Source organism: Halomonas binhaiensis, assembly GCF_008329985.2.
Lineage (GTDB): Bacteria > Pseudomonadota > Gammaproteobacteria > Pseudomonadales > Halomonadaceae > Halomonas > Halomonas binhaiensis.
Genome location: NZ_CP038437.2, coordinates 618,481 through 641,377, shown reverse-complemented (window position 1 = coordinate 641,377; position 22,897 = coordinate 618,481). Strand labels below are relative to the sequence as shown.

Here is a 22,897-nt window from a genome sequence, read left to right as displayed (position 1 = left end):
GACTCTCGTTATGACTCAGGTCCCAGCCACCATCTTTCGTGCCTACGATATCCGTGGCATCGTTGATGACACCCTTAATGAGGCCAGTGTCGAACTCATCGGCCAAGCCATTGGCAGCGAAGCACAGGACCGTGGCGAGAGCCGTATCGTTGTCGCCAGAGACGGGCGTCTTTCCGGCCCACGTCTGCTGCCAGCCCTGATCAGAGGCCTCACTGCCAGTGGTTGTGATGTCATCGATATCGGCATGGTACCGACACCGGTGCTGTACTTTGCCACCCACACGCTTGATGGCACCATGTCCGGAGTGATGCTTACTGGCAGTCATAATCCGCCGGACTACAATGGCCTGAAGGTGGTACTTGGCGGCGAAGCCCTTTGTGGCGACGCCATCAGCGCACTCCATGGACGCATTCAGCGCGCCGATCTGCGCTCGGGGACAGGCAGCGTAAGTCAGCATGATATGCGCCAGGCCTACCTGGATCGCATCACCGGTGATATCGAGATAGGTCGTCGCCTCAAGGCGGTGGTGGACTGCGGCAATGGCGTGGCAGGCGAGCTTGGCCCAGCATTGATCAAGGCCCTGGGCATCGATACCGTTGCCTTGTTCGATGACATCGACGGCGCCTTCCCCAACCATCACCCGGATCCTGGCAAGCCCGAGAACCTCGAAGACTTGGCCAGGGCAGTAGTCGAACACCAGGCGGATATTGGCCTGGCCTTCGATGGTGATGGCGACCGCCTCGGAGTGATCACTCCCAAGGGCCGCATGATCTACCCTGATCATCTACTGATGGCGTTCGCCGAGGACATGCTTTCCCGCAACCCGGAAGCTCGGGTCATCTTCGACATCAAATGCACGGGCAAGCTGATCGAAGTCATCGAGAATGCTGGCGGCACGCCAGAAATGTGGCGCACGGGCCACTCTCTGATCAAGGCACGCATGAAGGAGACCGGCGCTCTGCTCGGCGGAGAAATGAGCGGCCATATCTTCTTCAAGGAACGCTGGTATGGCTTTGACGATGGCCTATACAGTGCCGCCCGCCTGCTGGAAGCCCTGACCCAGTTCAGTGGCGATGCCGATGCCTTCTTCGAACGTTACCCGCAGAACGTGAGTACGCCAGAGATCAATGTCAGCGTCACTGACGAGACCAAGTTCGATCTGGCCGAGCGCTTGGTGCGCGAGGGTGACTTCGGCAGTGATGGGGTCAAGACCACGCTCGACGGCATTCGTGTGGACTACACCGATGGCTGGGGCCTGTGTCGAGCCTCCAATACAACACCCGCACTCGTGTTACGTTTTGAAGGCAGGGATCAGGCAGCCCTCGATAGTATCCGCGCCCGCTTCGCCCGCGCACTCAACAAGGTGGATCCTGAACTGGAATTGCCCAGTGACTGATCCCGACTGGGTGTGGAAAGACATCATGCTTTCACACACCCTCAGTATCATCGACAAGGAGATATCACGCTCATGAGCGAACAGGCTCGCGATCCGCGCCTGGTAGTGGAAGTCCTCTCTGAGGCTCTCCCTTATATCCAGCGCTTTTCCGGCAAGACTGTCGTGGTCAAGTATGGCGGTAACGCCATGACCGAAGACGCTCTGATAGATTCCTTTGCCCGCGACATGGTGTTGATGAAAGAAGTTGGCATCAATCCTGTTGTGGTCCATGGCGGGGGGCCGCAGATTGGCGAGCTGCTGAAAAAGCTCAATATCGAATCGCGTTTCGTCGGCGGCATGCGCGTCACCGATGCCGAGACCATGGACGTGGTGGAGATGGTGCTGGGGGGACTGGTCAACAAGGATATCGTCAACCAGATCAACCAGTGTGGCGGCAAGGCCATCGGCCTGACTGGCAAGGATGGCAGCCAGATCCGCGCTCGCAAGCTCAAGGTCGAGCACCAGAGCCCGGAAATGACAGTCCCCGAGATCATCGATATCGGCCATGTAGGAGAGGTGGAGCACGTCTCGACCGACCTGATCGAAATGCTGACTGCCCGCGATTTCATTCCGGTAATTGCGCCCATTGGAGTGGATGCCGATGGACGCAGCTATAACATCAACGCGGACCTGGTTGCCGGCAAGGTGGCCGAAGCACTGAATGCCGAAAAGCTGATGTTGCTGACCAATGTCGCCGGCCTGATGGACAAGCAAGGCGAAGTGATGACCGGACTGACTACCGCACAGGTCGACGAGCTGATCGCCGATGGCACGATCTATGGCGGCATGTTGCCGAAGATTCGCTGTGCCCTGGAGGCCGTCAAGGGCGGCGTGGTCAGCTCTCACATCATCGATGGCCGGGTACCCCATGCCACCCTGCTCGAGATTTTCACTAATGCCGGGGTCGGCACATTGATAACCAACCATCAGGAAAGTATTGCCTGATACACTCCATCTGTAGCTGACATTCAGGCACGGATTGATGGCCCGCATTTCATGTGGGTCATCGTGCCCAGGGAACTCGAGTAACTGGCTCAGACCAGTGACGTCACCACGATAAAAGAACTCAATATCATGACGCAGGCAAGCACCCCACCCAGCCGCAGGGACCAGATTCTCCAAGCGCTGGCATTGATGCTGGAGGAAGACAGCGGCAAGCGCATCACTATCGCGGCCCTGGCACGCCAGGTCGGCGTTTCTGAAGCAGCCTTGTATCGCCACTTCCCAAGCAAGGCTCGTATGTACGAGGGGCTGATAAGCTTTATCGAAGAAACGCTGTTCGAGCGCATCAACCGGATTCTCGACGATCACCAGGAAGCACTGACCCGCTGCCAGTGCATCATGACGCTGGTGCTGGCCTTTGCCGAGAAGAATCCTGGACTGTCACGATTGCTTGGGGGCGACGTGCTGACCGGCGAGACGGCACGCTTGAGACAACGCATTCATCAATTGTTCGAGCGCCTCGAAACGCAGTTCAAGCAAATTCTGCGTGAGGCGGAGCTACGCGAAGGACGACGACCAGCGATTCCTGCCAGTGCGGGCGCCAATCTGCTGACGGTGCAGGTCGAAGGCCGTATCGCCCAGTATGTACGCAGCGACTACCGTCATCGCCCCACCGAGCACTGGGAAGATCAGTGGGCAGCCCTATCGTCCCAGTTACTGCGGGACGCCCCGGTCACCGCCTGAGAACACCCCTTCGGCCTACCTCTCCCGCATGACAGCTTTGGTCATCGAGAGGTAGGCCAACTCAGACTCACCGAACAAGGTCCTCCTCCGGGCCTCCAAGGCATTTCCGATATCTCAGCTCAGCGACCTCTCGCCCTCCCAGCCTGAATATCTGCCTTGAACCGAACTCATAAGCGAAACCCAGGGACTCGTAAAATCGTGCCGCTCGTTGATTGCCTTCCAATAGCCAGAGCGTCACTTCCTTGCAACGAAGGGCAACCAACCTGCTACGGCACTCCTGCCACAACTCATGGCCAATCCCCTGCCCCCAGCATTTGGGACAGACATAGAAGGCGTGGATCTCCCCGGTGCCAGGCAATGCATCCGGATCGCGGGCAGGGCCATATACAATCCAGCCCTGGATGCCATCCGGCGACTCGGCCACTAATATCTTCGCATGGCTCTGATGGATTACCCGCTCCCAGTAGGCCGCCTTTTCCTTGATCGAGAGATTCTCCAGATAATCATCTGCCAGGATTTCCGCATACGCCGCCTGCCAGGCATGGACATGAATCCTTGCCACCTCCAAGGCGTCTGCATCGCGGGCCGGCCGGATCCTCACTCTCATCTCCTCACCATTACTACCATGGCATGCATGATACACAGGCCAGAAACAACAATGCCCTGAACTCGTAGCCCGGGCATCGTTTATCTATCTAGTAGTAACTATCAAGTAGCAACTATCAGGCAGTATCTATCCGGTAATGTCCATCAGCCGTTACAGCGGTCAAGCGGCAACGAGAGAATCACCAATCTGTTCACGAATCTTCTTCATGGCATTCTTTTCAAGCTGCCGGATACGCTCGGCAGATACGCCATAGACATCAGCCAGTTCATGCAGGGTGGCCTTGTCTTCAGATAGCCAGCGCTGCGTGAGGATGTCTCGCGACCGCTCATCCAGGGCAGCGAGGGCACCCTGCAAGCGGCGGCTGGAGTCCTCTTCCCAGTCACTGTCCTCAAGCCGAGCAGCCGGATCCTGACCAGTATCTTCGAGATAATGGGCCGGAGCCTGGTAAATGCTATCTTCATCGTCATCCGGTGCTGCATCAAAGCCAGCGTCATGAGAAGCCAGACGGCCCTCCATCTCACGCACCACCTCGGGCTTGACATCCAGATCCTTGGCAATGGCATCGACTTCGTCGTTATTCAGCCAGGCCAGGCGTTTCTTGGCGCTGCGCAGATTGAAGAACAACTTGCGCTGTGCCTTGGTGGTCGCGATCTTGACAATACGCCAGTTGCGCAGCACGAACTCGTGAATCTCGGCCTTGATCCAGTGCACAGCGAATGACACAAGGCGCACGCCTTGCGAAGGATCGAAGCGCTTGACCGCTTTCATCAGGCCAACATTGCCTTCCTGAATCAAGTCAGCCTGAGGCAGCCCGTAGCCTGAATAGCTGCGAGCGATATGCACGACAAAACGTAAATGAGACAGAACCAAGCGGCGTGCAGCCTCCAGGTCGCCTTCGTCATGCAGGCGCCAAGCCAGCTCACGCTCTTCATCGGCTGTCAGTACGGCAATACCATTGACAGCCTGAATATAACCATTGAGGTCATGCCCCGGTGATAGATGACCCACCGGCAGAAGACTGTTGCTCATGTGCAGATTGTCTCCTCAAAGACCAACAGGACTTTAGATGTATATGCAAATATCTGTATATGCGAACGATGACCGATCATTAGAGGGGATAGATGAAGATAAGTTCCCCTTTAGTCGCAAATATTCGACATACCTAATATCGAAATCATTGGCCAAGCCTTTCAACGTGGGCGTATGCCTGCCAAATGGCGGCTCACCGCGATCCAGGCTCCTAACCAGCCAAGAAGTGTACTACAGGCCAGCAGCGTAATCGAACCCCATACCCCCAGACTCGGCAGAGTGTAGTGGGCACCATAGCTTTTGGCCAGGGCAGCGACCGGTGCCGCCAGCCAGCCACTCCCCAGCGTCAGCAGCCCCCAGGCCAACAGCCCGCCTCCCAGACCATACCAGACACCGCTATACAGGAAAGGGCGGCGTACAAAGGCGTGTGTCGCGCCAATCAGGGTGACGACTTCAATTTCCTTGCGTCGGTTCTCGACCGCCAGGCGAATAGTATTCCCCACCACGAGCAATACCCCCAGGCCAAACAATACAGCCAGCGCCAGGGTGACTCGGCGCCCCAACTCAGAAAGCTGGCGCAGGCGCTCTATCCAGGCCAGGTCAAGACGCACCTCCTCGATACCGCTCATGTCGCGCAGACGTTCGGCCAGAGCTTCCATCTCGTCTGGATCCGGCTGCTTGGGAGCAATCACCACTGCCGCGGGCAAAGGGTTTCCATCGAGTCGATCCAGCACATCATCCAGGCCCAGCGCCTGCTGGAACTCTTCCATGCCCTTGTCCGCAGTGATGAGGTGCGATGAGCTGACTTCCGGCTGGGCATTCAATGCTTCCTGAATGCGCCCGGCTTCCGCATCGCTGACGCCATGCTCAAGATAGGCCGTCAGCGTCGCACTGGCATCCAGTTCAGCATCGACCAATTTGGCGCTGTCCAAGGTCAGCCACAACGCGCTCGGTAACACCAGCGCGATGGCAATAGCCAGCATGGTCAGCACACTTCCTACAGGCTGGCGCACCAGGCGCCGAGCACTATCGAAACACATGGCACGATGATGGCGCAACCATGCACGCCATTGACCTTGAGGTCTTGCCGTATGCTGCTGAGCCCCCTTGCGACGAGGAGCCTGCGCAGTATTCGGCTGCTCCTTCTGTGCGGCACGCTGTGGAGCCTGGCGCTGTCCGGGATGACGACTCATACGCCCCCCTCATCGCCCACCAGGCGGCCATCGCTCAAGCGCAGAATACGATGGTGCATGCGTGCAATCAGCGCGAGATCGTGACTGGCGATCATGACGGTAGTACCGATGTGGTGAAAGTCCTCGAACAGCCGCATGATGTCCGCCGACAGCTGCGGATCCAGGTTACCGGTAGGCTCGTCGGCAAGCAGCAGCGCAGGCTTGTTGACGACGGCTCGAGCAATGCCAACACGTTGCTGTTCACCACCGGAGAGCTCAATGGGCAATGCCTTTTCACGGTGCAAAAGCCCTACCTTGTCCAGTGCGGCACGTACCCGGCGCGCGGTATCTCGTGGAGACAATCCACGGATTTCCAAGGGGAGCGCGACGTTATGGAAAATCGAGCGATCGAACAACAGCTGATGATCCTGGAACACCACGCCGATCTGGCGACGGTAGAACGGCAACTGACTGGAGTGCAGCTGGTCGATATCGTGGCCGGCCACCAGAACGCGACCACGGCTAGGACGCTCGAGACGCATGACCAAGCGCAGCAACGAACTCTTGCCAGCTCCAGAATGGCCGGTAAGAAACACCATCTCACCACGTCGGATATGGAAGTTCAGATGCGCGAGTGCCTCGAAGCGCCCTCCATAGCGCTTACCGACATGCTCGAAGACGATCATTCGTCCACGTCACCCTGGCTGCGGTCGAACAGTGCGTCGACGAACTCGCGGGACTCGAAGGGGCGCAGATCATCCAACCCTTCGCCAACACCGATGAAGCGGATCGGTGTCTGCAGCTGCTTGGCCAGAGCGAAGATAATGCCGCCCTTGGCGGTGCCATCCAGCTTGGTCAGAGTGATACCGCTAACCTTGACCGCCTCATTGAAGGTAGACGCCTGGGAAAGTGCGTTCTGACCGGTACCTGCATCAAGTACCAGCATCACTTCATGTGGCGCTTCGGCATCGATCTTGCCCATCACACGATGGACTTTCTTCAGCTCTTCCATCAAATGGCTCTTGTTGTGCAGGCGACCAGCAGTATCTGCAATCAGCACATCCACGCCACGGGCCTTGGCAGCAGAAAGCGCGTCGAAGATCACCGAGGCACTGTCTGCACCTGTATGCTGCGCCACCACTGGCACATTGTTGCGTTGCCCCCAGACCTTGAGCTGCTCTACTGCGGCAGCACGGAAGGTGTCACCCGCGGCCAGCATCACGCTCAGCCCTTCACGCTGGAAACGTTGAGTCAGCTTACCAATGGTGGTGGTCTTGCCCACACCATTGACGCCCACCACCAGGATGACAAAGGGCCCTTCTCCTCGAGGGATACTCAACGGCGCCGATACCGGTTCGAGCAACTCGGCCAGTTCGTCCTGCAACGCTCGATACAGGGCCTGGGGATCATTGAGCTCCTTGCGCGACACCCGATCGGTAAGAGAATCCATGATATCGCTGGTGGCCTCGATGCCGACATCGGCCATCAGCAACTGGGTTTCCAGTTCTTCGATAAGGTCGTCGTCGATCTGCTTGCGCCCGAGGAACAGATCCGCCAGCCCATCAGTGAGGTTGGCTCGTGTCTTGCCAAGACCTGAGCGGATACGTGCAAACCACCCTTTTTTCTCGGATTGGCCGTCTTCTGCACGCATTGGCGCCCTGGGCTTCTCCTGCAAAGCAGGCCCGGTAGCCTCGCCAGGCTCGATAATGCTGGAGCCCTGGGCCGTCGGCTGGGCAACAGTACTTGGCTCTGGCTCTGGCTCTGGCTCTGGCTCTGGCTCTGGCTCTGGCTCTGGCTCTGGCTCTGGCTCTGGCTCTGGCTCTGGCTCTGGCTCTGCAGGCTGCTCATTGATCGGGGATTCGACAAGCGAATCCGGAACGATCTGGGAAGTCTCCGAGGAAACCAAGCCCATCTCGCTCGATTCCTGCTCGACCTGCCTCTCCTCGACATGAGCCTCTTGTGTCTCAGATACAGCCGCCTCGGCAGCATGTTCTTCGACTTCCGTAGACGCAGGAGCTTCAGGCTCGACTGACGTCTCATCATCGACCGCTTGCGAGAGCTCCTGGGGCAGCTCTTCTTCACGATCCGAGTGTTTCTTCTTGCGCTTAAAAAAACCGAACATGGATGACCAACGCCTCAGCCGGTGTGAACGAACCGACACATCCTACCATTGCGCCCCATGACTGTGGACAAGGAGACGGGTAGAATCACGTCTCATGACAAGACGACGCCCCTCTTCTCCCCGTTCGAACAAGCCCAGCAGCCGGAATCGCCAGGGAAAACTGCGCATCATTGGTGGTGATCATCGCCGCCGAATCTTGCCGGTTCTCGACAAGCCAGGCCTGCGTCCTACCCCAGACCGGGTGCGTGAAACACTCTTCAACTGGCTGGCTGGTGAACTCCATGGGGCGCATGTACTGGACTTGTTCGCCGGTACAGGAGCACTGGGCCTGGAAGCCTTGTCTCGAGGGGCCAGGAAAGCCACTTTCGTAGAACGAGACCCTGATGTGGCCCGTGCCATCGAGGCCAACCTCACGACCCTGGACATTCAAGACAGTCGTGTAATCAACACCGATGCATCCTCACTGCTCCAGGGCCCGGCCCCCGCCGCTTCCTTTTCCGTCGTCTTCCTCGACCCTCCCTTTCGCCTTAACCTGGCAGCCCCATGTTGCACCGCCCTCGAAAATGCCGGTTGGCTGACAGAGGAAGCCTGGATCTATGTCGAGGTCGAGGCCAGCCTGACACCAGACGTCCCAGCCAATTGGTCATTGCACCGGGAAGTACGCGCCGGCGACAGCCATGGGCGTCTCTACTACCGGAAGATGGTGCCATATGCTTGAATCGAGCCGCATTGCGGTCAGGGTTCTCAGCATGACAACGTTACTCGACAAACGCGCACTTTATCTCTACGAAGTAGCAAGCTGTGGCGGTATTCGGGCTGCAGCCGAGCATCTCAATATCAGCCCTTCGGTCGTCAGCCGGCAAATCCGACGCCTGGAATCGAACCTCGGCATAGCGCTGGTGGAGCGCCAGGGACGTCACTTGCACCTTACTGAAGCCGGTCGCCTGATTGCAGATGCCCATAGGGCCCAGCGGCGCCTTGATGCAAACCTTAACGATGCACTCTCCAAGATGCGTAACCTCAAGGCAGGCAAGGTCGTGGTATCGGTTGGAGATGGCTTCATTGATAGTTTCATTCACAACGTGCTGGAAAAGATGGCGCGCCACTACCCCGACGTCATGATCGAAATCAAGACCGGGATCTACTATCCTCGAGAGCCCCATGACATGGTGATTGAGGATGAGGTAGATATCGCCATCACTTATGGCCCAGTCTCGGACCCACGATTAACGATACATTCTTTCATTCGTGGCACCCTGTGTGCTCTGGTCTCGCCTCATCACCCATTGGCAACACAGCACAGCGTCAGCGTTGAACAATTGGCGCGCCACAAATTGATTTTCCTGCCTGATGTTTCCGGCTCACAACAGTGCGTCAATGCCGTATTTCGTGCGGCGGGCATGCCTCCTCCTCCGGCTTATCGCTGCAATCTGCACTCTGTATCACGGCGCATGGCTAGCGCAGGTATCGGGGTAGCCTTCATGACCGCTGCCGCTGCACACGAAGAAATCAAGCGTGGGGACCTCATGGCAATCCCCATTGACCACCCTGTCGCCAGGGAAACCCAGGGCAACCTGGTGCGTCGCACGGGCCGGCGGCTGTCCCCAGCCGCCGGCTATCTGTGGAAGCTCATGCTGACCATGCAATGATCGCTTAACTTGCCATCATGTAGACACCCGGGCCAATGGGCAGCCCCAGCGTCAGCCACAACATGAGAAACGCTGACCACGCCAACAGGAAACAGATCGATAACGGCAACATGGTGGCCATCAAGGTTCCAAGCCCCATGTCTGCCTTATAGCGCTGCATATAGACCAGAGCGACAGAGAAATAGGGACTCATGGGCGAGATGATATTCGTGCTTGAATCCCCTATGCGGAACATCGCCAGCACAAAGGCAGGATCAAAATCTATCATCATCAACATGGGCACGAATACGGGGGCCATCAGAGCCCACTGTGCTGATCCACTGGTCATGAAGATATTCAACACCGCACTCATGATGATGAAGGCCCCTACCAGTGGCAGTCCTGTGAAACCAGTATGCTGCAATATATTGGAGCCTTCGATGGCAATGAACTGGCCAAGCTCCGACCATTTGAAGTACGCAATAAATTGAGAAATGGCAAAAAACAGTACCAGGGTGGGCGCTAGTTCACGAGCGGCTTCTGCCATTCGTTCAGGAACATCCTTGGCCTGTTTGATTCGTCCAGTACTGAGGCCATATGTCATGCCAATGGCGACAAAATAGCCAAACATCAAAGGCACCAACGATTTAAGAAATGGAGAAGGAATCAGCCCTCCTTCTGGATTACGCAGAGGTGATGCCTCTGGCAGTACAGCCAGGATCACGGCACCGACATATACCAGGGTGACAAGCCCGACACGCTTGAGGCCACGCACCTCATCGACACTCAGCTCATGGTGCTCCACGCTGACATGTGACAGCTGCTCCATCGGCAGAGTACGGTTCAACCTGGGTTCCACGACACGATCAATGACCAAGGTACCAACGACGGCCAGCACGAATACCGAACAGGCAACAAAATAGTAATTGTCCACTGGCGAGACATAGGCGTCCGGGTCAACAAGGCGTGCCGCCTCTGTGGTAATACCCGAGAACAACGCATCGCCGACTGTCACAAACAGGCTGGCATCAAACCCCGCCCCGGCTGCCGCATACGCAGCGGCAGCGCCAGCTATCGGGTGACGCCCAACGGACTGATAGATCATTGCCACCAATGGAATCAGGATCAAATAGTTGGCATCAGAAGCGATACTGCCGGAAATACCGGCCATGAATACAATGAATGTCAGCAGTGAAGAAGGAGCCTTGGCCACTGACACCTGCATCAACGTCGATAACAGCCCGACCTTGTCGGCCAGACCAATGCCAAACATGACCACCAGAATCAGCCCGAGCGGGGGGAAGTTGATAAAATTACTGACCACGCTGGTCAACATGAACTCTATGCCGGCACTGGATAGAAGGCTTTTTACTGCCACTTCCGTCCCAGTCTCTGGACTCACTGCGGTAACCCCGAGCGCAGAAAAGACGGTGGACAAGACAACGACGACTACCGCCAGTATCACGAAGAGTACAAAGGGATGGGGCAGCTTGTTGCCGATACGTTCGATTGAGGAAAGAACAGCTTGCATGAGATTCCTCGCCTTGTTGTATGTGTTGTTGTAGGTTCAGGGGAAATAAAGGATCAGGTCGTTGCCATCAGCGATTCAGCCAATGCCACAAAGGTCCCTGCGGCCACTGGTAAAATGGCGTCATTGAAGTCGTAATGTTCGTTGTGCAGGTATGCTCCCTGCTCGCCATTACCGACAAAGAAAAAGCAGCCTGGTACCTGCTGCAGATAAAATGAAAAGTCTTCCGCCCCCATGGTCGGCATGTAATCGATCTGCTCGATGCTGGGGCTGACCTCATGTATGCGTGCTATTTCCAGCACTCGCTCGGACCATTCCGCATCATTGACCAAAGGCGGAACATGAAGCTGATGTTCCATCTCGTACGTGGCGCCATGTGCAGAGCAGACTCCACTTACCAGTACCTCCAGCCCACCCACCAGGGCATCTCGTGCTTCCGGGCTGTCGCTGCGGATATTGATCAGCAATTCTGCCGAGCCTGGAATCACATTCGCCGCATCTCCTGCATGGAAGGCAGCCACAGTGATCACTCCCGCTCGCAAAGGGGATTTATGACGCCCCACCAGGCCTTGCACCTGCTGCACGATGCTCGCTCCCACGTAGATAGGATCCACCGCAAGATGTGGCATGGCAGCATGGCCAGAGCGCCCATGAACGATCACCCGATAGGTATCATTGCCACCCATCGCCGACCCAGGCTTGACGAATACCAGCCCAGCCTCAAAACCGGGGCGATTGTGATAGCCAAAGATGGCATCTACACGCGGAGAATCGAGCACTCCAGCCTGCACCATCTTCTCCGCACCATTACCGCCTTCCTCAGCGGGCTGAAACAATAGCTTGAGGTGGCCGCATAGCGTTTCGCGGCGTTCCATGATGGCTTCAGCGGCAAGCATCAATGCAGCCGTATGCCCATCATGACCACAGGCATGCATGCGCCCCTCATGCACAGAGCAATATGCGGATTGATTGGCCTCGACAATCGGCAAAGCATCCATATCCGCGCGAAACGCAAGTACCGGCCCCGGCTTTCCGGTATCCAACTCGGCCACCACGCCGGTGCCCGCGATACCTCGACGCACGCTGTACCCCAGCATCTCCAGGCGTTCAGCCAGTAATGCCGATGTGCGGTGCTCTTCGAACTTGAGCTCCGGGTGCTGATGCAGATCATGGCGCAACGCCACTGCACGCGTGAGTTGAGAGTCAGTGAACATGGAATGGTCTCCCCACAAGTGATCGAAACACTGACCACTATGTAAGGCAGACACACAGGAAAGAAGGTACTGAACCGCCATCTTTGTTGCCTTTCAGGCAACAATATGACGAAATTTCCGCGTCGCTCTCTTGAGACGCTTGTTCCCCGCCCCTTGCAGCGTTACGCTCAGTCTCACGACCCGCCGGATGGTTGCCCGACGACACATAGCCAGCATGCCAAGCAGGAGATAATGATGAGCATGGAACTCTTCAACCAGCTCGAACAGAAAGTCACCAGTGCCGTCGAGGCCCTGGAGTTGATGAAGATGGAAGCCGAGGAGCTGCGCGAGGAAAACGCTCGCCTGAAGCAAGAACGCGAAGAATGGGAACGTCGCCTGACAACATTGCTGGGCAAGTTCGACGACGCTGCTGAAGAAGCTTCGGCACAAGCCGCGCCTGCCACCCAGAGCTTCTGAGACAACGTTTTCAGTCCGGCGCCTCTCGCGCCATTTGTTACTGAAAGGCCAGAGACATCAGGCAAGCGTCTTCCCTGATACTCTGGCCTTTTTGCGGCGGATAATATCCCTTCCTTACACCATCCTGCTGAAAACCCAGGCTGCGATACAATGCAATGGCGCTGTCATTACTGGCGCGCACTTCAAGCAACAAGTGCTCGACTTTCCATGCCTGCGCCGTCTCGATTACCGCTTTCATCAATCGAGCGCCCAACCCGTTCCGACGTAATGCTGGCGCCACCATGATGGCTTCCAGTTCAGCATCGAAGGGCTGCCGAGCCACCACGGCATAGGCAAGCAGGTCATCGCCATCAGCCACGGCAAGTACGCGATGTTGCTCGCTGCTAAGGGCATCTGCCAGCAACTGCGGCGACATCAAGCGACTGACGCCAGATGACTCCAGCGCCAGCAGGGCATCTACATGAGAAAAAGCCAGCTCGATGATTGGCCAGGATGGTTCAGACACTTTCCCCGGCTCCGCTCCCTGGTTCAGCATTGGTCTGGTTCCAGAGAGCTTTCCAGTTTTCAAGCTGTGGCCAGAGGGTCCGTTTGGCTTCAGCACCAGCCAGCAGGGAAGCAAGACTTGGGCCTTGCCACAATGGCAGTTCGAGAGTACGGCTCTTCCCGTCATTATCATCGACGACACGGTCAAGAGTCGCATCCGTACCGAACATCAGAACCCTTTCTGGCTTCCAGCCACGGCGCCCACGCCCCGTGACAAAAGCCTTGAGCCCTTGGCGAGCTTCTTCCAGTGGCTGGCGTACAGGTAGGCCTTCGGCCAAGGGCCAATGCAGCACCTCGAAAACCGGACGTTGCTCGCTATGAACACCTGCCGCCCCCAGGATGTTGGCCAACAGGCGCTGCTGCTCGACACTCATGGGGTCGGTCTGTGCCACCAGCACCAGCCAGCGGCCATCGATACAACCCACCAGGCAGGCAAAAGGCAGCGCCTCCGCAGGCTCTGCCATTGGCATGTCAGTGTCTGGCTCGGCCACGGAAGGGCTATCACCGCTTTCAGGGACAATATCGCCTAACAGGGCGCGCGCCTTGCGGGGCCCCCTTGGGCCTGATGGGCCAGTGTTTTCCGGTCTTTCGACAGGTTCTACCACCTGCTCGGGAGCATCCACGCTCCCCTGGCCGGTAACGCCATCGTCCAACAGGGCATGCAACCGGTCGGCACCTCGAGCGGGCATCGCTTCAGGTTCGAGCTCAGGCCAGTCACAGGCTTCCGTTTCACGCGCATTGGGCAGTTGATAGCGGGCCACCCAAGCCGTCAGGCCCATGGCTTCTAGATAGGCAAGCTTCTGAGGTTCCGGAGTCATGCGGGCTTCGGAGGTCACGAATGCCCACCACCCATGCATCCTGGAGAGTCAGGACGAGTTGCACCACGTGCTTCCCATTCATGAGGGGTATAGAGATGCAGCGCCAGAGCGTGGACCGGTCCGGAAAGCTCATCGGCCAACAGTGCGTAGATCTGCTGATGACGTTTGACAGGCATCAGCCCAGCAAAACGCTCAGACACCAGAGTCACCTTGAAGTGAGTCTCCGAGTTCGGTGGCACACTGTGCATGTGGCTCTCGTTCTCGACCACCAACTCGGTGGGCTCAAGGGCCTTGAGTTTGTCTTCGATGGTCGTCTGAATGCTCATCTTGGTTTCTCGGCTGAAAGAAGTTGAGTAATGCTATCGTAGGGTCGATATCCATTGTACGCCTTCAGGGCGCTTCGGACGATGCCTCAGCCTTGCGTGTCGCACGCTGTACTTGCTGAGCCTCGCCGGCCCGGCGAATGCGAGTCAGGCTGATCAACAATGCCAGCGCGGTCGTAAAAGCGCCAACCCATAGTGCCAACTGCACGCCAGCACCTGCGGCCAGACATAGCCCGACTATCGCCACCCCGAGAGACTGACCTACGGTTCGTGTGGTGCTCATCACACCAGAAGCACTGGCGCTTCGCTCTTTTGGCACACTGCTCATCAGCTCACGGTTATTGGGTGGCTGGAACAGGCCAAAGCCAAGCCCGCACAACGCAGTCCGCCACATACTGTCCAGCACACTGGCATCATTCGGCAGCATTGCCAGGCTGAACAGCCCCATCATCAACAACGCCAATCCTGCACTGGCTACCAGGCTGGGGTTGAAGCGATCGGCCAAGCGTCCCGACACGGGGCCAACGAACATGATCGTCAACGGCCAAGGCGTAAACAACCAGGCGGTATGCAAGGCAGAGAAACCCATTTCCTGCTGATAGAAAAAGGAAAGCGCTACTACTGCCAGGCCCTGGCCAATGAAGGAGGCTCCTTGCGTCCCTACCGCCAGTGAAAATCGCGGCTCCCGGAACAAGGACAACGGCAGCAATGGATATGCAGCGCGCTGCTGGCGAATGACAAAGGCACTACCAGCCGTCAGCGTCAACGCCAACCACCCCAATATTTCCAGGCCGGGGGCCTGCTGCCCAATGGCTTCCATGGCCATGAACACCCCACACAGCATAGCAATGGAAGCCAATGCACCCAAGGCGTCGAAGCTACCTTCTCGACGCGGTTCGCTGGGTAGCGCTCTCCACGCCATGATCAGCGAGATGATACCGAGAGGCAGGTAGAGCACAAACAACCAAGGCCAATCTGCTACCGACAGGATCACTCCCCCGATGGAGGGCCCTACAGCATAGCCAATGGCCACTACCAGAGCAGAAAGACCAAGGGCGCTACCCAGCAGTCGTGAGGGAAATATCGACCGATACAGCGATGGCCCGATGGATAGAGTCGCGGCCGCCCCAAGCCCCTGCAAGGCGCGGCACACCAGCAATGTCTCGAAATTAGGAGCAAGAGCACTGCCCATGGCAGCCAGCGTGAAGATGGCAATACCTGATACATAGACCTTGCGACGACTGAGTAACTCGCTCGCTGCCGCACACACCAGCAGCATGGCAGCACACACGACCTGGAATATATTGGTGATCCACACAGCGCGCGAGTCAGTAATCCCCAGATCCCTGGCCATGGTCGGCAGCGCAATATTGATCATGGTGACATCGATCACTGACATCAGCGTGGCAAGTGTCAGTGCCACTACCGCCAGGCGGCGATCAGCACCGGGCAGACCATCGTCACCCTCACGATCAGAGAACAGACGGCTCATGCATAGCACTCATTGGATAGATGACAACTACGGAATTGCTGGGCCAGGGACTGAAAGCCCGGCCACAGCCACTTGTCGGCAGCTTTCAGCCACCTACGCAAGAGAAGAACTTACCCTTGCTCGTGCAAGGAAGGAAGAACGAGCAAGGGCATCTTGCCAGCCGCCGTCAGAACGGGGTACAGAAGGAACTACATGCTGCAGCTAAGTGCCAGGAAGACCTGCATGCCAAGGGCGGCAATGAGTCAACGCGTCTCTTATCATCCTGGGCGCTCAGTCCCGGTCGCTTAGTCCCGGTCGCTTAGTCCCGGTCGCTTAGTCCCGGTCGCTTAGTCCCGGTCGCTTAGTCCCGGTCGCTTAGTCCCGGTCGCTTAGTCCTGGTCGCTTAGTCCTGGTCGAGATCCACCAATAGCTCATCATCCACTTCGGACACTTCCAGAGCAGTCTCATTATCCAGGTCTATGGCAAGATAACTGTGCTCGACCTGGAGAAAACGCTGGAACAATGCCCAATCAAGCGTTTCCGGCCATTGGCGCTCATCTTCTTCCCAGGCGCGCAGTTCATTTTCCAGCACCTCGAGATAACGCTCACGAACGTACTCTTCCAGCGCCTCGGGCGTGTCCATCTCCGGTATCAGGTAGATGGTGCTTTCGCGATCGACGTCACCCAGGGTCAAGTCGTCATCACCCACAGTAGGCTCAAGCGCATTGATCCAATCGACGAAGTGCTGGGTCGGTCTAACGCTCAGGGCGGAACGGTTAAGCAGTTTCATCGTGGTCTCCTCGACGTCGAAACGCAGCCATTATGGGGTCTCTCTCGGCTTACGCCAAGGAATCCCTCGTTTTCAGGCGAAGAATTCCTGCATGCATGCTACCCCTGCAAATCCCGGCCACTATACAAGCAGCCGAGACAACAGCTTACTCCTTCGCTTGCAGACGCTTTTTTCCTAGCAGTTCTCTCAGCTACTTTCCGAACCACTCTCCGGACGCATGGCCGGGAATAGCAGCACATCACGGATTGACGGACTATCGGTGAACAGCATCACCAGGCGATCGATACCGATGCCCTCACCTGCGGTGGGTGGTAACCCAACTTCCAGGGCCCGTACATAGTCAGCGTCGTAATACATGGCCTCAAGGTCACCAGCATCCTTTTCTGCCACCTGAGCACTGAAACGCTCAGCCTGATCTTCCGCATCATTGAGCTCAGAGAAGCCATTGGCGATCTCACGCCCACCGACGAAAAACTCGAAGCGGTCGGTGACGAAAGGATTGGCATCATTACGACGCGCCAGCGGACTGACTTCGGCTGGATATTCCGTGATGAACGTCGGCTGGTCGAGCTTGGACTCGGCAACTTCCTCGAAAATCTCGGTCTGGATCTTGCCCAGCCCCCAGCCTTCCTTGACCTGAATATCCAGACGGCTTGCCAATGCCCGGGCGCTGTCGAGGTCATCAAGATCCGAGGCACTGATATCTTCAGCATGGGCCAGGATAGCTTCACGCAGGGTCATGCGCACGAAAGGCTTGGCCAGGTCATAGGTCGAGCCCTGATAGTTCAGGGTCATCGTGCCCAGCACCTTTTGAGCAATCTCGCGCAACATTTCCTCGGTCAGGTCCATCAACGCCTTGTAGTCCACATAGGCCCAGTAGAACTCGACCATGGTGAACTCGGGGTTGTGGCGAGTTGACAGACCTTCGTTGCGGAAGTTGCGGTTGATCTCGAACACACGCTCGAACCCACCAACCACCAGGCGCTTGAGGTACAGCTCCGGGGCAATGCGCAGGTACATGTCGATATCCAGCGCATTATGATGGGTGACAAACGGACGCGCAGTAGCACCACCGGGAATCGGCTGTAGCATCGGCGTCTCGACTTCCATGAAGCCACGTTCTTCAAAGAAGCGGCGCATGGCACTGACAATCCCGGCCCGGGTCGCGAACACGCCTCGCGACTCAGGGTTCATGATCAGGTCCAGATAGCGCTGACGATAGCGAGCTTCCATGTCAGTGAGGCCATGGAACTTGTCCGGCAACGGACGCAGACTCTTGGTCAGCAGGCGAGCCTCGCGCATCATCACGTAAAGATCGCCCTTGCCGGACTTGTGAACCGCGCCTTGCCCGGCAACGATATCGCCAATATCCCAGCCTTTGATATCTTCCAGCACAGCTTCCGGCAGCCCTTTCTTGTCGACATAGAGCTGGATCTGGCCACTGACATCCTGGATGACAATGAAGGGGCCGCGCTTGCGCATGATGCGCCCGGCCACCGCAGCTTCACGGCCGAGGGTTTCCAGCGTTTCCTTGTCCTTCTCCCCCAACTCATCCTGCAGCTCGGCAGCCAGGCTGTCGCGCCGGAAGTCGTTGGGAAAGACGCTACCGCCCTGCTCGGCAACCTGTTGACGGCGAGCGGCCAGCTTGGCACGGCGCTCAGCGATCAGTCGGTTTTCTTCCTGGGCGATATCGGCGTTGGTGGGAATGTCCTGATTGGCCATGGCTAACTGCTACCTGTCTCGTATCACTGATGACGATCAGCGACTCTGAAAGTGTGCGGATAATCACTGACACCACCAGACGAAAACCGCTGACCTGCTGCTACTGCATGCAACTCAGCGGCTTCCGAACGACAGCGTCGAAACGGTATTACAACCCTTGCTTGAGGCTGGCGACGATGAAACCATCAAGATCGCCGTCGAGCACCTTGTCACAGTTGCTGCTCTGAACCGAGGTGCGCAGGTCCTTGATACGTTGGTCATCCAGTACGTAGGAACGAATTTGGCTGCCCCAGCCAATATCGGCCTTGGCGTCCTCGGCTTCCTGCTTGGCAGCATTGCGCTTCTGCATTTCCACTTCCCACAGCTTAGCCTTCAACTGCTTCATGGCGAAGTCGCGGTTGGCATGCTGGCTACGCTGGCTCTGGCACGATACCACGACGCCAGAAGGTTCGTGGGTAATACGTACCGCCGAGTCCGTGGTGTTGACGTGCTGACCACCCGCTCCACTGGAACGATAGGTGTCGACACGCAAATCCGCCGGATTGATATCAACTTCGAAGCTGTCATCGATTTCAGGTGACAGGAACACCGAAGCAAAGGAAGTATGACGACGGCCACCAGAATCAAATGGGCTCTTGCGGACCAGACGATGCACGCCTGTCTCGGTACGCAACCAACCGAAAGCATAGTCGCCCTGCACATGCACCGTGGCCGATTTGATACCTGCCACTTCACCCGCGGACAGCTCGGTGATTTCGGCCTTGAAACCGTGGCCTTCAGCCCAGCGCAAGTACATGCGCAGCAGCATATTGGCCCAATCCTGAGCCTCGGTGCCGCCGGAGCCCGCCTGAATATCCAGGTACGCGTTGTTCTCGTCCATCTCACCCGAGAACATGCGGCGGAATTCAAGTTTCTCCAGGTCGGATTTCAAAGAAGCAAGTTCGCTCTCGACCTCAGCAACCGTGTCTGCGTCTTCTTCCATCTCAGCCAGCTCGAGCAGATCACTGCAATCCGCCAGTCCTTGGTCGAGAGTGTCGATGGTAGCAACGACAAGCTCCAGGGAAGAGCGTTCCTTACCCAGCTTCTGGGCATTGTCTGGATCATTCCAGACCGCAGGGTCTTCAAGCTCGCGAGAGACTTCTTCTAGCCGGTCTTTCTTCTCGGCATAGTCAAAGATACCCCCTCAGGACATCTGTCCGCTCAGACAGGTCCTTGATGAGGTTATGAATCGGGTTGGTTTCCAACATAGCGATCGCCTTTCCGCGCGGGAAAATTGCAGCCGAAAGAGGCTGCGATAAAGGGCGAAGATTATAGCCAAAAGGCGTAGCTTCGTCATCCCGCTGCACCGATTCATCCCCCGCCACCAGCCGTTCATCGACGAAACGTAATGCATTATGAGAATTTTCATTTGGACAAGGTTGTGCTGACAGCGCGATGGTCATGAGGCATCGAGGGGCGGTGTAGTGGAACGAACATCCCCCTCCAACAAGAACAAAAGAAGCGCCAACCAACTGCCAGACGAGACATCGCAAAGCCCCCTTTTATTGCGGAGCGGGTATTGCGGGCTGGCAATACGGGTAGCGTTTCTCGCAACGCAAAGGAACCCATGACAATGACTGTCACCTCTTCCCGCTGGGCTCGCCGCCTGGCATTGGCCACCGGCCTGTCACTATCCGCTTTTACGCTGAATCCAGCCCTCGCCGCGACCTTGAATATAGGGGTGGCCGGAGAACTGGCCTCCTTCGATACCTCCAAGGTTTCTGGCGGAGTGTGGGAATCCCAGGTGTTGATGGATGTCTATGAAGGCCTGGTGAAGGAATCTCCCGACGGCGAGATCCTGCCAGGCATGGCAACCAGCTGGGATGTTTCCGAGGATGGCAAGACCTGGACATTCCACCTGCGTGAAGGTGCGAAATGGTCCGACGGCGAGCCTGTCACGGCTGAAGACTTCGTGTTTGGCTGGCAGCACTTGATTGATCCTGTCAGTGCTTCCAAGTATGCCTACATGCTGTATCCGGTGGTCAACGCCGAAGAGGTAAATGCCGGCAAGAAACCAGCGGAAGCACTCGGCGTGGAAGCAACTGACGAGCACACCTTTGTCGTTCACCTGAAAACCTCGATTCCCTACTTCCTTGAACTACTGACCCACTACACCGCTTACCCTGCCCCGAAGCATACCTGGGACGAATACGGCAAGGACTTTGTCGATCTCGACCATATCGTCACCAATGGCGCTTTCACTCCCACTCGCTGGGTTTCGCAGTCCACCATCACCACGGTCAAGAACCCTGAATACTATGATGCAGACCAGGTCCAGCTCGACGGCGTGCGTTATCACACCATCGAAGACCGCAATGCTGGCGTGTCACGTTTCCGGGCCGGGGAACTCGACATCATGCGCGAGTATTCCTCCAGCATGTATCCGTTGTTGAAGAAGGAATTGCCTGACGCGACCCACATGGCGCCCTACCTGGGCAGTTACTACTACGCTTTCAATCAACGCGATGGCCATCCGACCACCGATCCGCGAGTGCGCGAGGCACTCAATCTGGCAGTACGCCGAGAGGTCATTTCCCAACAGATTCTTGGTGGTACCTTCCTGCCGTCCCTGTCTCTGGTACCCCAGGGCATCAGCCACTACGAACCTCAGAATGTCATCTTCAAGGATGCCGACGGCAACGACATTACCCATGACATGGATGCACGCATGGCCAGAGCCAAGGCCCTGCTTGAGGATGCCGGCTACGGTCCGGACCATCCTCTGAAGCTACGCCTGAGATACAACACCACCGACGAGCACAAGAAGGTCGCCGTGGCAGTATCCGCCATGTGGCGCCCGCTGGGAGTCGAGGTAGAACTGGTCAATGCTGAAGCCACTGTGCATTACCAGACCATCGCCCAAGGTGACTTCGATATCGCCCGTGCTGGCTGGATCGCTGACTACAACGATGCCGAGAATTACCTGGCGCTGTTACGCAGCGGTGTTGGCAACAACTATGGCGCTTACTCCAACGCGGAATTCGATGCGCTCTACGAGAAGGCCGCCAATACCATGGATGCCGATGAACGCCAGGCCATCATGGAACAGGCTGAGTCCCTGGCTCTGCAGGACAATGCCGTTATCCCCCTGCTCTATTACGTTTCCCGCAACCTGGTGAACCCCAAGCTCAAAGGCTGGGAAGACAACGCTGACGACGATCACCCGTCACGCTGGATTTCCTTCGAAGAGTAATGCCGCAACGGCATGGCCCAGGGAAACTCCTGGGCTTCACCGTGACGCGAACGTGACATCTCACCGAGCAGTGCTGTGAGGACACTACCTCCATGCCTGTATCACGTCGCGTCCCACTCGAGCTTTGAGGAGCCTTGTTGAGGAACTCGACATGCTGAGCTACACCTTGAAACGGCTGGCCCAGGCCATCCCGACAATGCTGATCGTGATCACCATTGCCTTCTTCCTGATGCGGATTGCTCCTGGCGGCCCCTTCGATGGCGAACGCGCCTTACCGCCCGAAATTGAAGCCAACCTGATGGCTGCCTACCATCTGGATCAGCCGCTATGGCAGCAATACATCACCTACCTGGGCAACTTGCTCCAGGGCGACTTCGGCCCTTCCTTCAAGTACAAGGATTTCAGTGTCACTGAGCTGATCATGCAGGGCTTCCCGGTGAGCCTGCAGATCGGCAGCCTGGCCATGCTGTTGGCCCTGGCCATTGGCCTGCCACTCGGGATCATTGCCGCGCTGAAACGCAACAGCAGCATCGATTACATGGTCATGGGCACCGCCCTGGCCGGAATTGCAGTCCCCAACTTCGTCGTCGCCCCACTACTGGCACTCACCTTCGGGGTACTGCTTGGCTGGTTGCCCGCTGGCGGCTGGGATGGCGGGGCCATACCCAACATGATCCTGCCGATAGTGGCTCTGTCGATTCAGCAGATCGCCTACATTGCCCGCATGATGCGCGCCAGCATGATCGAGGTGATGAGCAGCCACTACATTCGTACTGCCCGCGCCAAGGGATTAAGCGAGCGTGAAGTGGTCTGGCGCCACGCGCTTCGCCACGCCCTGCTGCCCGTAACTTCCTACCTGGGCCCTGCCATTGCCGGGATCATCACAGGCTCCGTGGTCATCGAACAGATCTTTGGCATCCCCGGTATCGGCCGCTACTTCGTTCAGGGCGCCCTCAATCGCGACTACACCCTGGTAATGGGGACCGTGGTGTTCTACGGCGCACTGATCGTATTGATGAACCTGATCGTCGACCTGATCTACTCCGCCCTGGACCCACAGATTCGCTACGACGACTGAAGTCGGATAGCCAACGCAGGACAACGACATGACCACTCCATCC

At 57.3% G+C, this 22,897-nt stretch carries 23 protein-coding genes; 8 read left to right on the top strand and 15 right to left on the bottom strand.

Annotated features, from left to right (window positions below):
• The first annotated feature begins 10 nt into the window (after positions 1–10).
• The 3 genes from E4T21_RS02840 (at position 11) to slmA (ending at position 3,121) form a co-directional block, all read left to right on the top strand.
• Positions 11–1,396, top strand: coding sequence for a phosphomannomutase/phosphoglucomutase (locus E4T21_RS02840; RefSeq protein ID WP_149283325.1), 1,386 nt, complete (start codon positions 11–13; stop codon positions 1,394–1,396).
• 72 nt (positions 1,397–1,468) lie between these two features.
• Positions 1,469–2,380 carry an acetylglutamate kinase gene (gene argB, locus E4T21_RS02835; RefSeq protein ID WP_149283323.1) on the top strand — a complete coding sequence of 304 codons (912 nt, stop codon included), beginning with the start codon at positions 1,469–1,471 and terminating at the stop codon, positions 2,378–2,380.
• Positions 2,381–2,509: 129 nt separating this feature from the next.
• Positions 2,510–3,121, top strand: coding sequence for a nucleoid occlusion factor SlmA (slmA, locus tag E4T21_RS02830; protein WP_149283321.1), 612 nt, complete (start codon positions 2,510–2,512; stop codon positions 3,119–3,121).
• Between the two features lie 67 nt (positions 3,122–3,188).
• Here slmA and E4T21_RS02825 read toward each other — a convergent pair whose 3' ends face one another.
• From E4T21_RS02825 to ftsY, 5 genes are all read right to left on the bottom strand, one after another.
• The gene (locus E4T21_RS02825) at positions 3,189–3,722 is read right to left on the bottom strand and encodes a GNAT family N-acetyltransferase (protein WP_187775095.1); all 534 of its coding nucleotides are present in this window, start codon (positions 3,720–3,722) and stop codon (positions 3,189–3,191) included.
• A 165-nt stretch (positions 3,723–3,887) separates the two neighbouring features.
• The gene (gene rpoH / locus E4T21_RS02820) at positions 3,888–4,757 is read right to left on the bottom strand and encodes an RNA polymerase sigma factor RpoH (RefSeq protein WP_149283317.1); all 870 of its coding nucleotides are present in this window, start codon (positions 4,755–4,757) and stop codon (positions 3,888–3,890) included.
• A gap of 161 nt (positions 4,758–4,918) precedes the next feature.
• Positions 4,919–5,950: a permease-like cell division protein FtsX gene (gene ftsX, locus E4T21_RS02815; protein ID WP_149283315.1), complete on the bottom strand. Its 1,032-nt coding sequence runs from the start codon at positions 5,948–5,950 to the stop codon at positions 4,919–4,921.
• Positions 5,947–6,615, bottom strand: a complete 669-nt coding sequence (gene ftsE, locus E4T21_RS02810) for a cell division ATP-binding protein FtsE (protein ID WP_149283313.1) — start codon at positions 6,613–6,615, stop codon at positions 5,947–5,949. The genes ftsX and ftsE overlap by 4 nt, the downstream gene beginning before the upstream one ends.
• On the bottom strand, positions 6,612–8,051 hold the full coding sequence (gene ftsY / locus E4T21_RS02805) for a signal recognition particle-docking protein FtsY (RefSeq protein ID WP_149283311.1): 1,440 nt from the start codon (positions 8,049–8,051) through the stop codon (positions 6,612–6,614). The genes ftsE and ftsY overlap by 4 nt, the downstream gene beginning before the upstream one ends.
• Positions 8,052–8,145: 94 nt before the next feature.
• On the opposite strand from ftsY, the gene rsmD reads away from it, so the two are divergent.
• Positions 8,146–8,769 (top strand): 16S rRNA (guanine(966)-N(2))-methyltransferase RsmD, encoded by a 624-nt coding sequence (gene rsmD / locus E4T21_RS02800; RefSeq protein WP_149283309.1) that lies wholly within the window; start codon positions 8,146–8,148, stop codon positions 8,767–8,769.
• A gap of 31 nt (positions 8,770–8,800) precedes the next feature.
• Entirely contained in the window at positions 8,801–9,700 is a 900-nt protein-coding gene (locus E4T21_RS02795) for a LysR family transcriptional regulator (RefSeq protein WP_149283307.1), read from the top strand.
• A 4-nt stretch (positions 9,701–9,704) separates the two neighbouring features.
• Here E4T21_RS02795 and E4T21_RS02790 read toward each other — a convergent pair whose 3' ends face one another.
• Both E4T21_RS02790 and E4T21_RS02785 read right to left on the bottom strand, forming a co-directional pair.
• The gene (locus tag E4T21_RS02790; protein ID WP_149283305.1) at positions 9,705–11,210 is read right to left on the bottom strand and encodes an AbgT family transporter; all 1,506 of its coding nucleotides are present in this window, start codon (positions 11,208–11,210) and stop codon (positions 9,705–9,707) included.
• 53 nt (positions 11,211–11,263) lie between these two features.
• Complete coding sequence (locus E4T21_RS02785) at positions 11,264–12,421, bottom strand: M20 metallopeptidase family protein (protein ID WP_149283303.1); 1,158 nt, start codon at positions 12,419–12,421, stop codon at positions 11,264–11,266.
• A gap of 234 nt (positions 12,422–12,655) precedes the next feature.
• On the opposite strand from E4T21_RS02785, the gene E4T21_RS02780 reads away from it, so the two are divergent.
• Entirely contained in the window at positions 12,656–12,877 is a 222-nt protein-coding gene (locus E4T21_RS02780) for a cell division protein ZapB (RefSeq protein WP_149287003.1), read from the top strand.
• 37 nt (positions 12,878–12,914) lie between these two features.
• Here E4T21_RS02780 and rimI read toward each other — a convergent pair whose 3' ends face one another.
• The 8 genes from rimI to E4T21_RS02740 form a co-directional block, all read right to left on the bottom strand.
• The gene (gene rimI / locus E4T21_RS02775; protein WP_240349268.1) at positions 12,915–13,382 is read right to left on the bottom strand and encodes a ribosomal protein S18-alanine N-acetyltransferase; all 468 of its coding nucleotides are present in this window, start codon (positions 13,380–13,382) and stop codon (positions 12,915–12,917) included.
• A complete protein-coding gene (locus E4T21_RS02770) occupies positions 13,375–14,256 on the bottom strand; it encodes a hypothetical protein (RefSeq protein WP_149283298.1) in 882 nt (293 codons plus the stop codon). The genes rimI and E4T21_RS02770 overlap by 8 nt, the downstream gene beginning before the upstream one ends.
• The gene (locus E4T21_RS02765) at positions 14,253–14,564 is read right to left on the bottom strand and encodes a BolA family protein (RefSeq protein ID WP_149283296.1); all 312 of its coding nucleotides are present in this window, start codon (positions 14,562–14,564) and stop codon (positions 14,253–14,255) included. The genes E4T21_RS02770 and E4T21_RS02765 overlap by 4 nt, the downstream gene beginning before the upstream one ends.
• Before the next feature lie 64 nt (positions 14,565–14,628).
• Positions 14,629–16,053 (bottom strand): MFS transporter, encoded by a 1,425-nt coding sequence (locus tag E4T21_RS02760; protein WP_149283294.1) that lies wholly within the window; start codon positions 16,051–16,053, stop codon positions 14,629–14,631.
• A 382-nt stretch (positions 16,054–16,435) separates the two neighbouring features.
• Positions 16,436–16,822 carry a hypothetical protein gene (locus E4T21_RS02755; protein WP_149283292.1) on the bottom strand — a complete coding sequence of 129 codons (387 nt, stop codon included), beginning with the start codon at positions 16,820–16,822 and terminating at the stop codon, positions 16,436–16,438.
• 186 nt (positions 16,823–17,008) lie between these two features.
• On the bottom strand, positions 17,009–18,544 hold the full coding sequence (gene lysS, locus E4T21_RS02750) for a lysine--tRNA ligase (protein ID WP_149283290.1): 1,536 nt from the start codon (positions 18,542–18,544) through the stop codon (positions 17,009–17,011).
• Positions 18,545–18,692: 148 nt separating this feature from the next.
• Positions 18,693–19,791, bottom strand: a protein-coding gene (prfB, locus tag E4T21_RS02745; RefSeq protein ID WP_149283288.1) for a peptide chain release factor 2 whose coding sequence is annotated in 2 segments (ribosomal slippage) — positions 18,693–19,715 and positions 19,717–19,791 — 1,098 coding nt in all. Because the reading frame shifts where the segments join, the coding sequence is not laid out codon by codon here.
• Complete coding sequence (locus tag E4T21_RS02740; protein ID WP_187775197.1) at positions 19,714–19,986, bottom strand: hypothetical protein; 273 nt, start codon at positions 19,984–19,986, stop codon at positions 19,714–19,716. Before E4T21_RS02740 ends, prfB begins: the two co-directional genes overlap by 78 nt.
• Positions 19,987–20,156: 170 nt before the next feature.
• Between E4T21_RS02740 and E4T21_RS02735 the strand changes: the two genes are divergently transcribed.
• Both E4T21_RS02735 and oppB read left to right on the top strand, forming a co-directional pair.
• Positions 20,157–21,776 carry a peptide ABC transporter substrate-binding protein gene (locus tag E4T21_RS02735; RefSeq protein ID WP_149283286.1) on the top strand — a complete coding sequence of 540 codons (1,620 nt, stop codon included), beginning with the start codon at positions 20,157–20,159 and terminating at the stop codon, positions 21,774–21,776.
• Between the two features lie 151 nt (positions 21,777–21,927).
• Positions 21,928–22,854, top strand: coding sequence for an oligopeptide ABC transporter permease OppB (gene oppB, locus E4T21_RS02730; protein ID WP_149283284.1), 927 nt, complete (start codon positions 21,928–21,930; stop codon positions 22,852–22,854).
• The last annotated feature ends 43 nt before the right edge of the window (positions 22,855–22,897 follow it).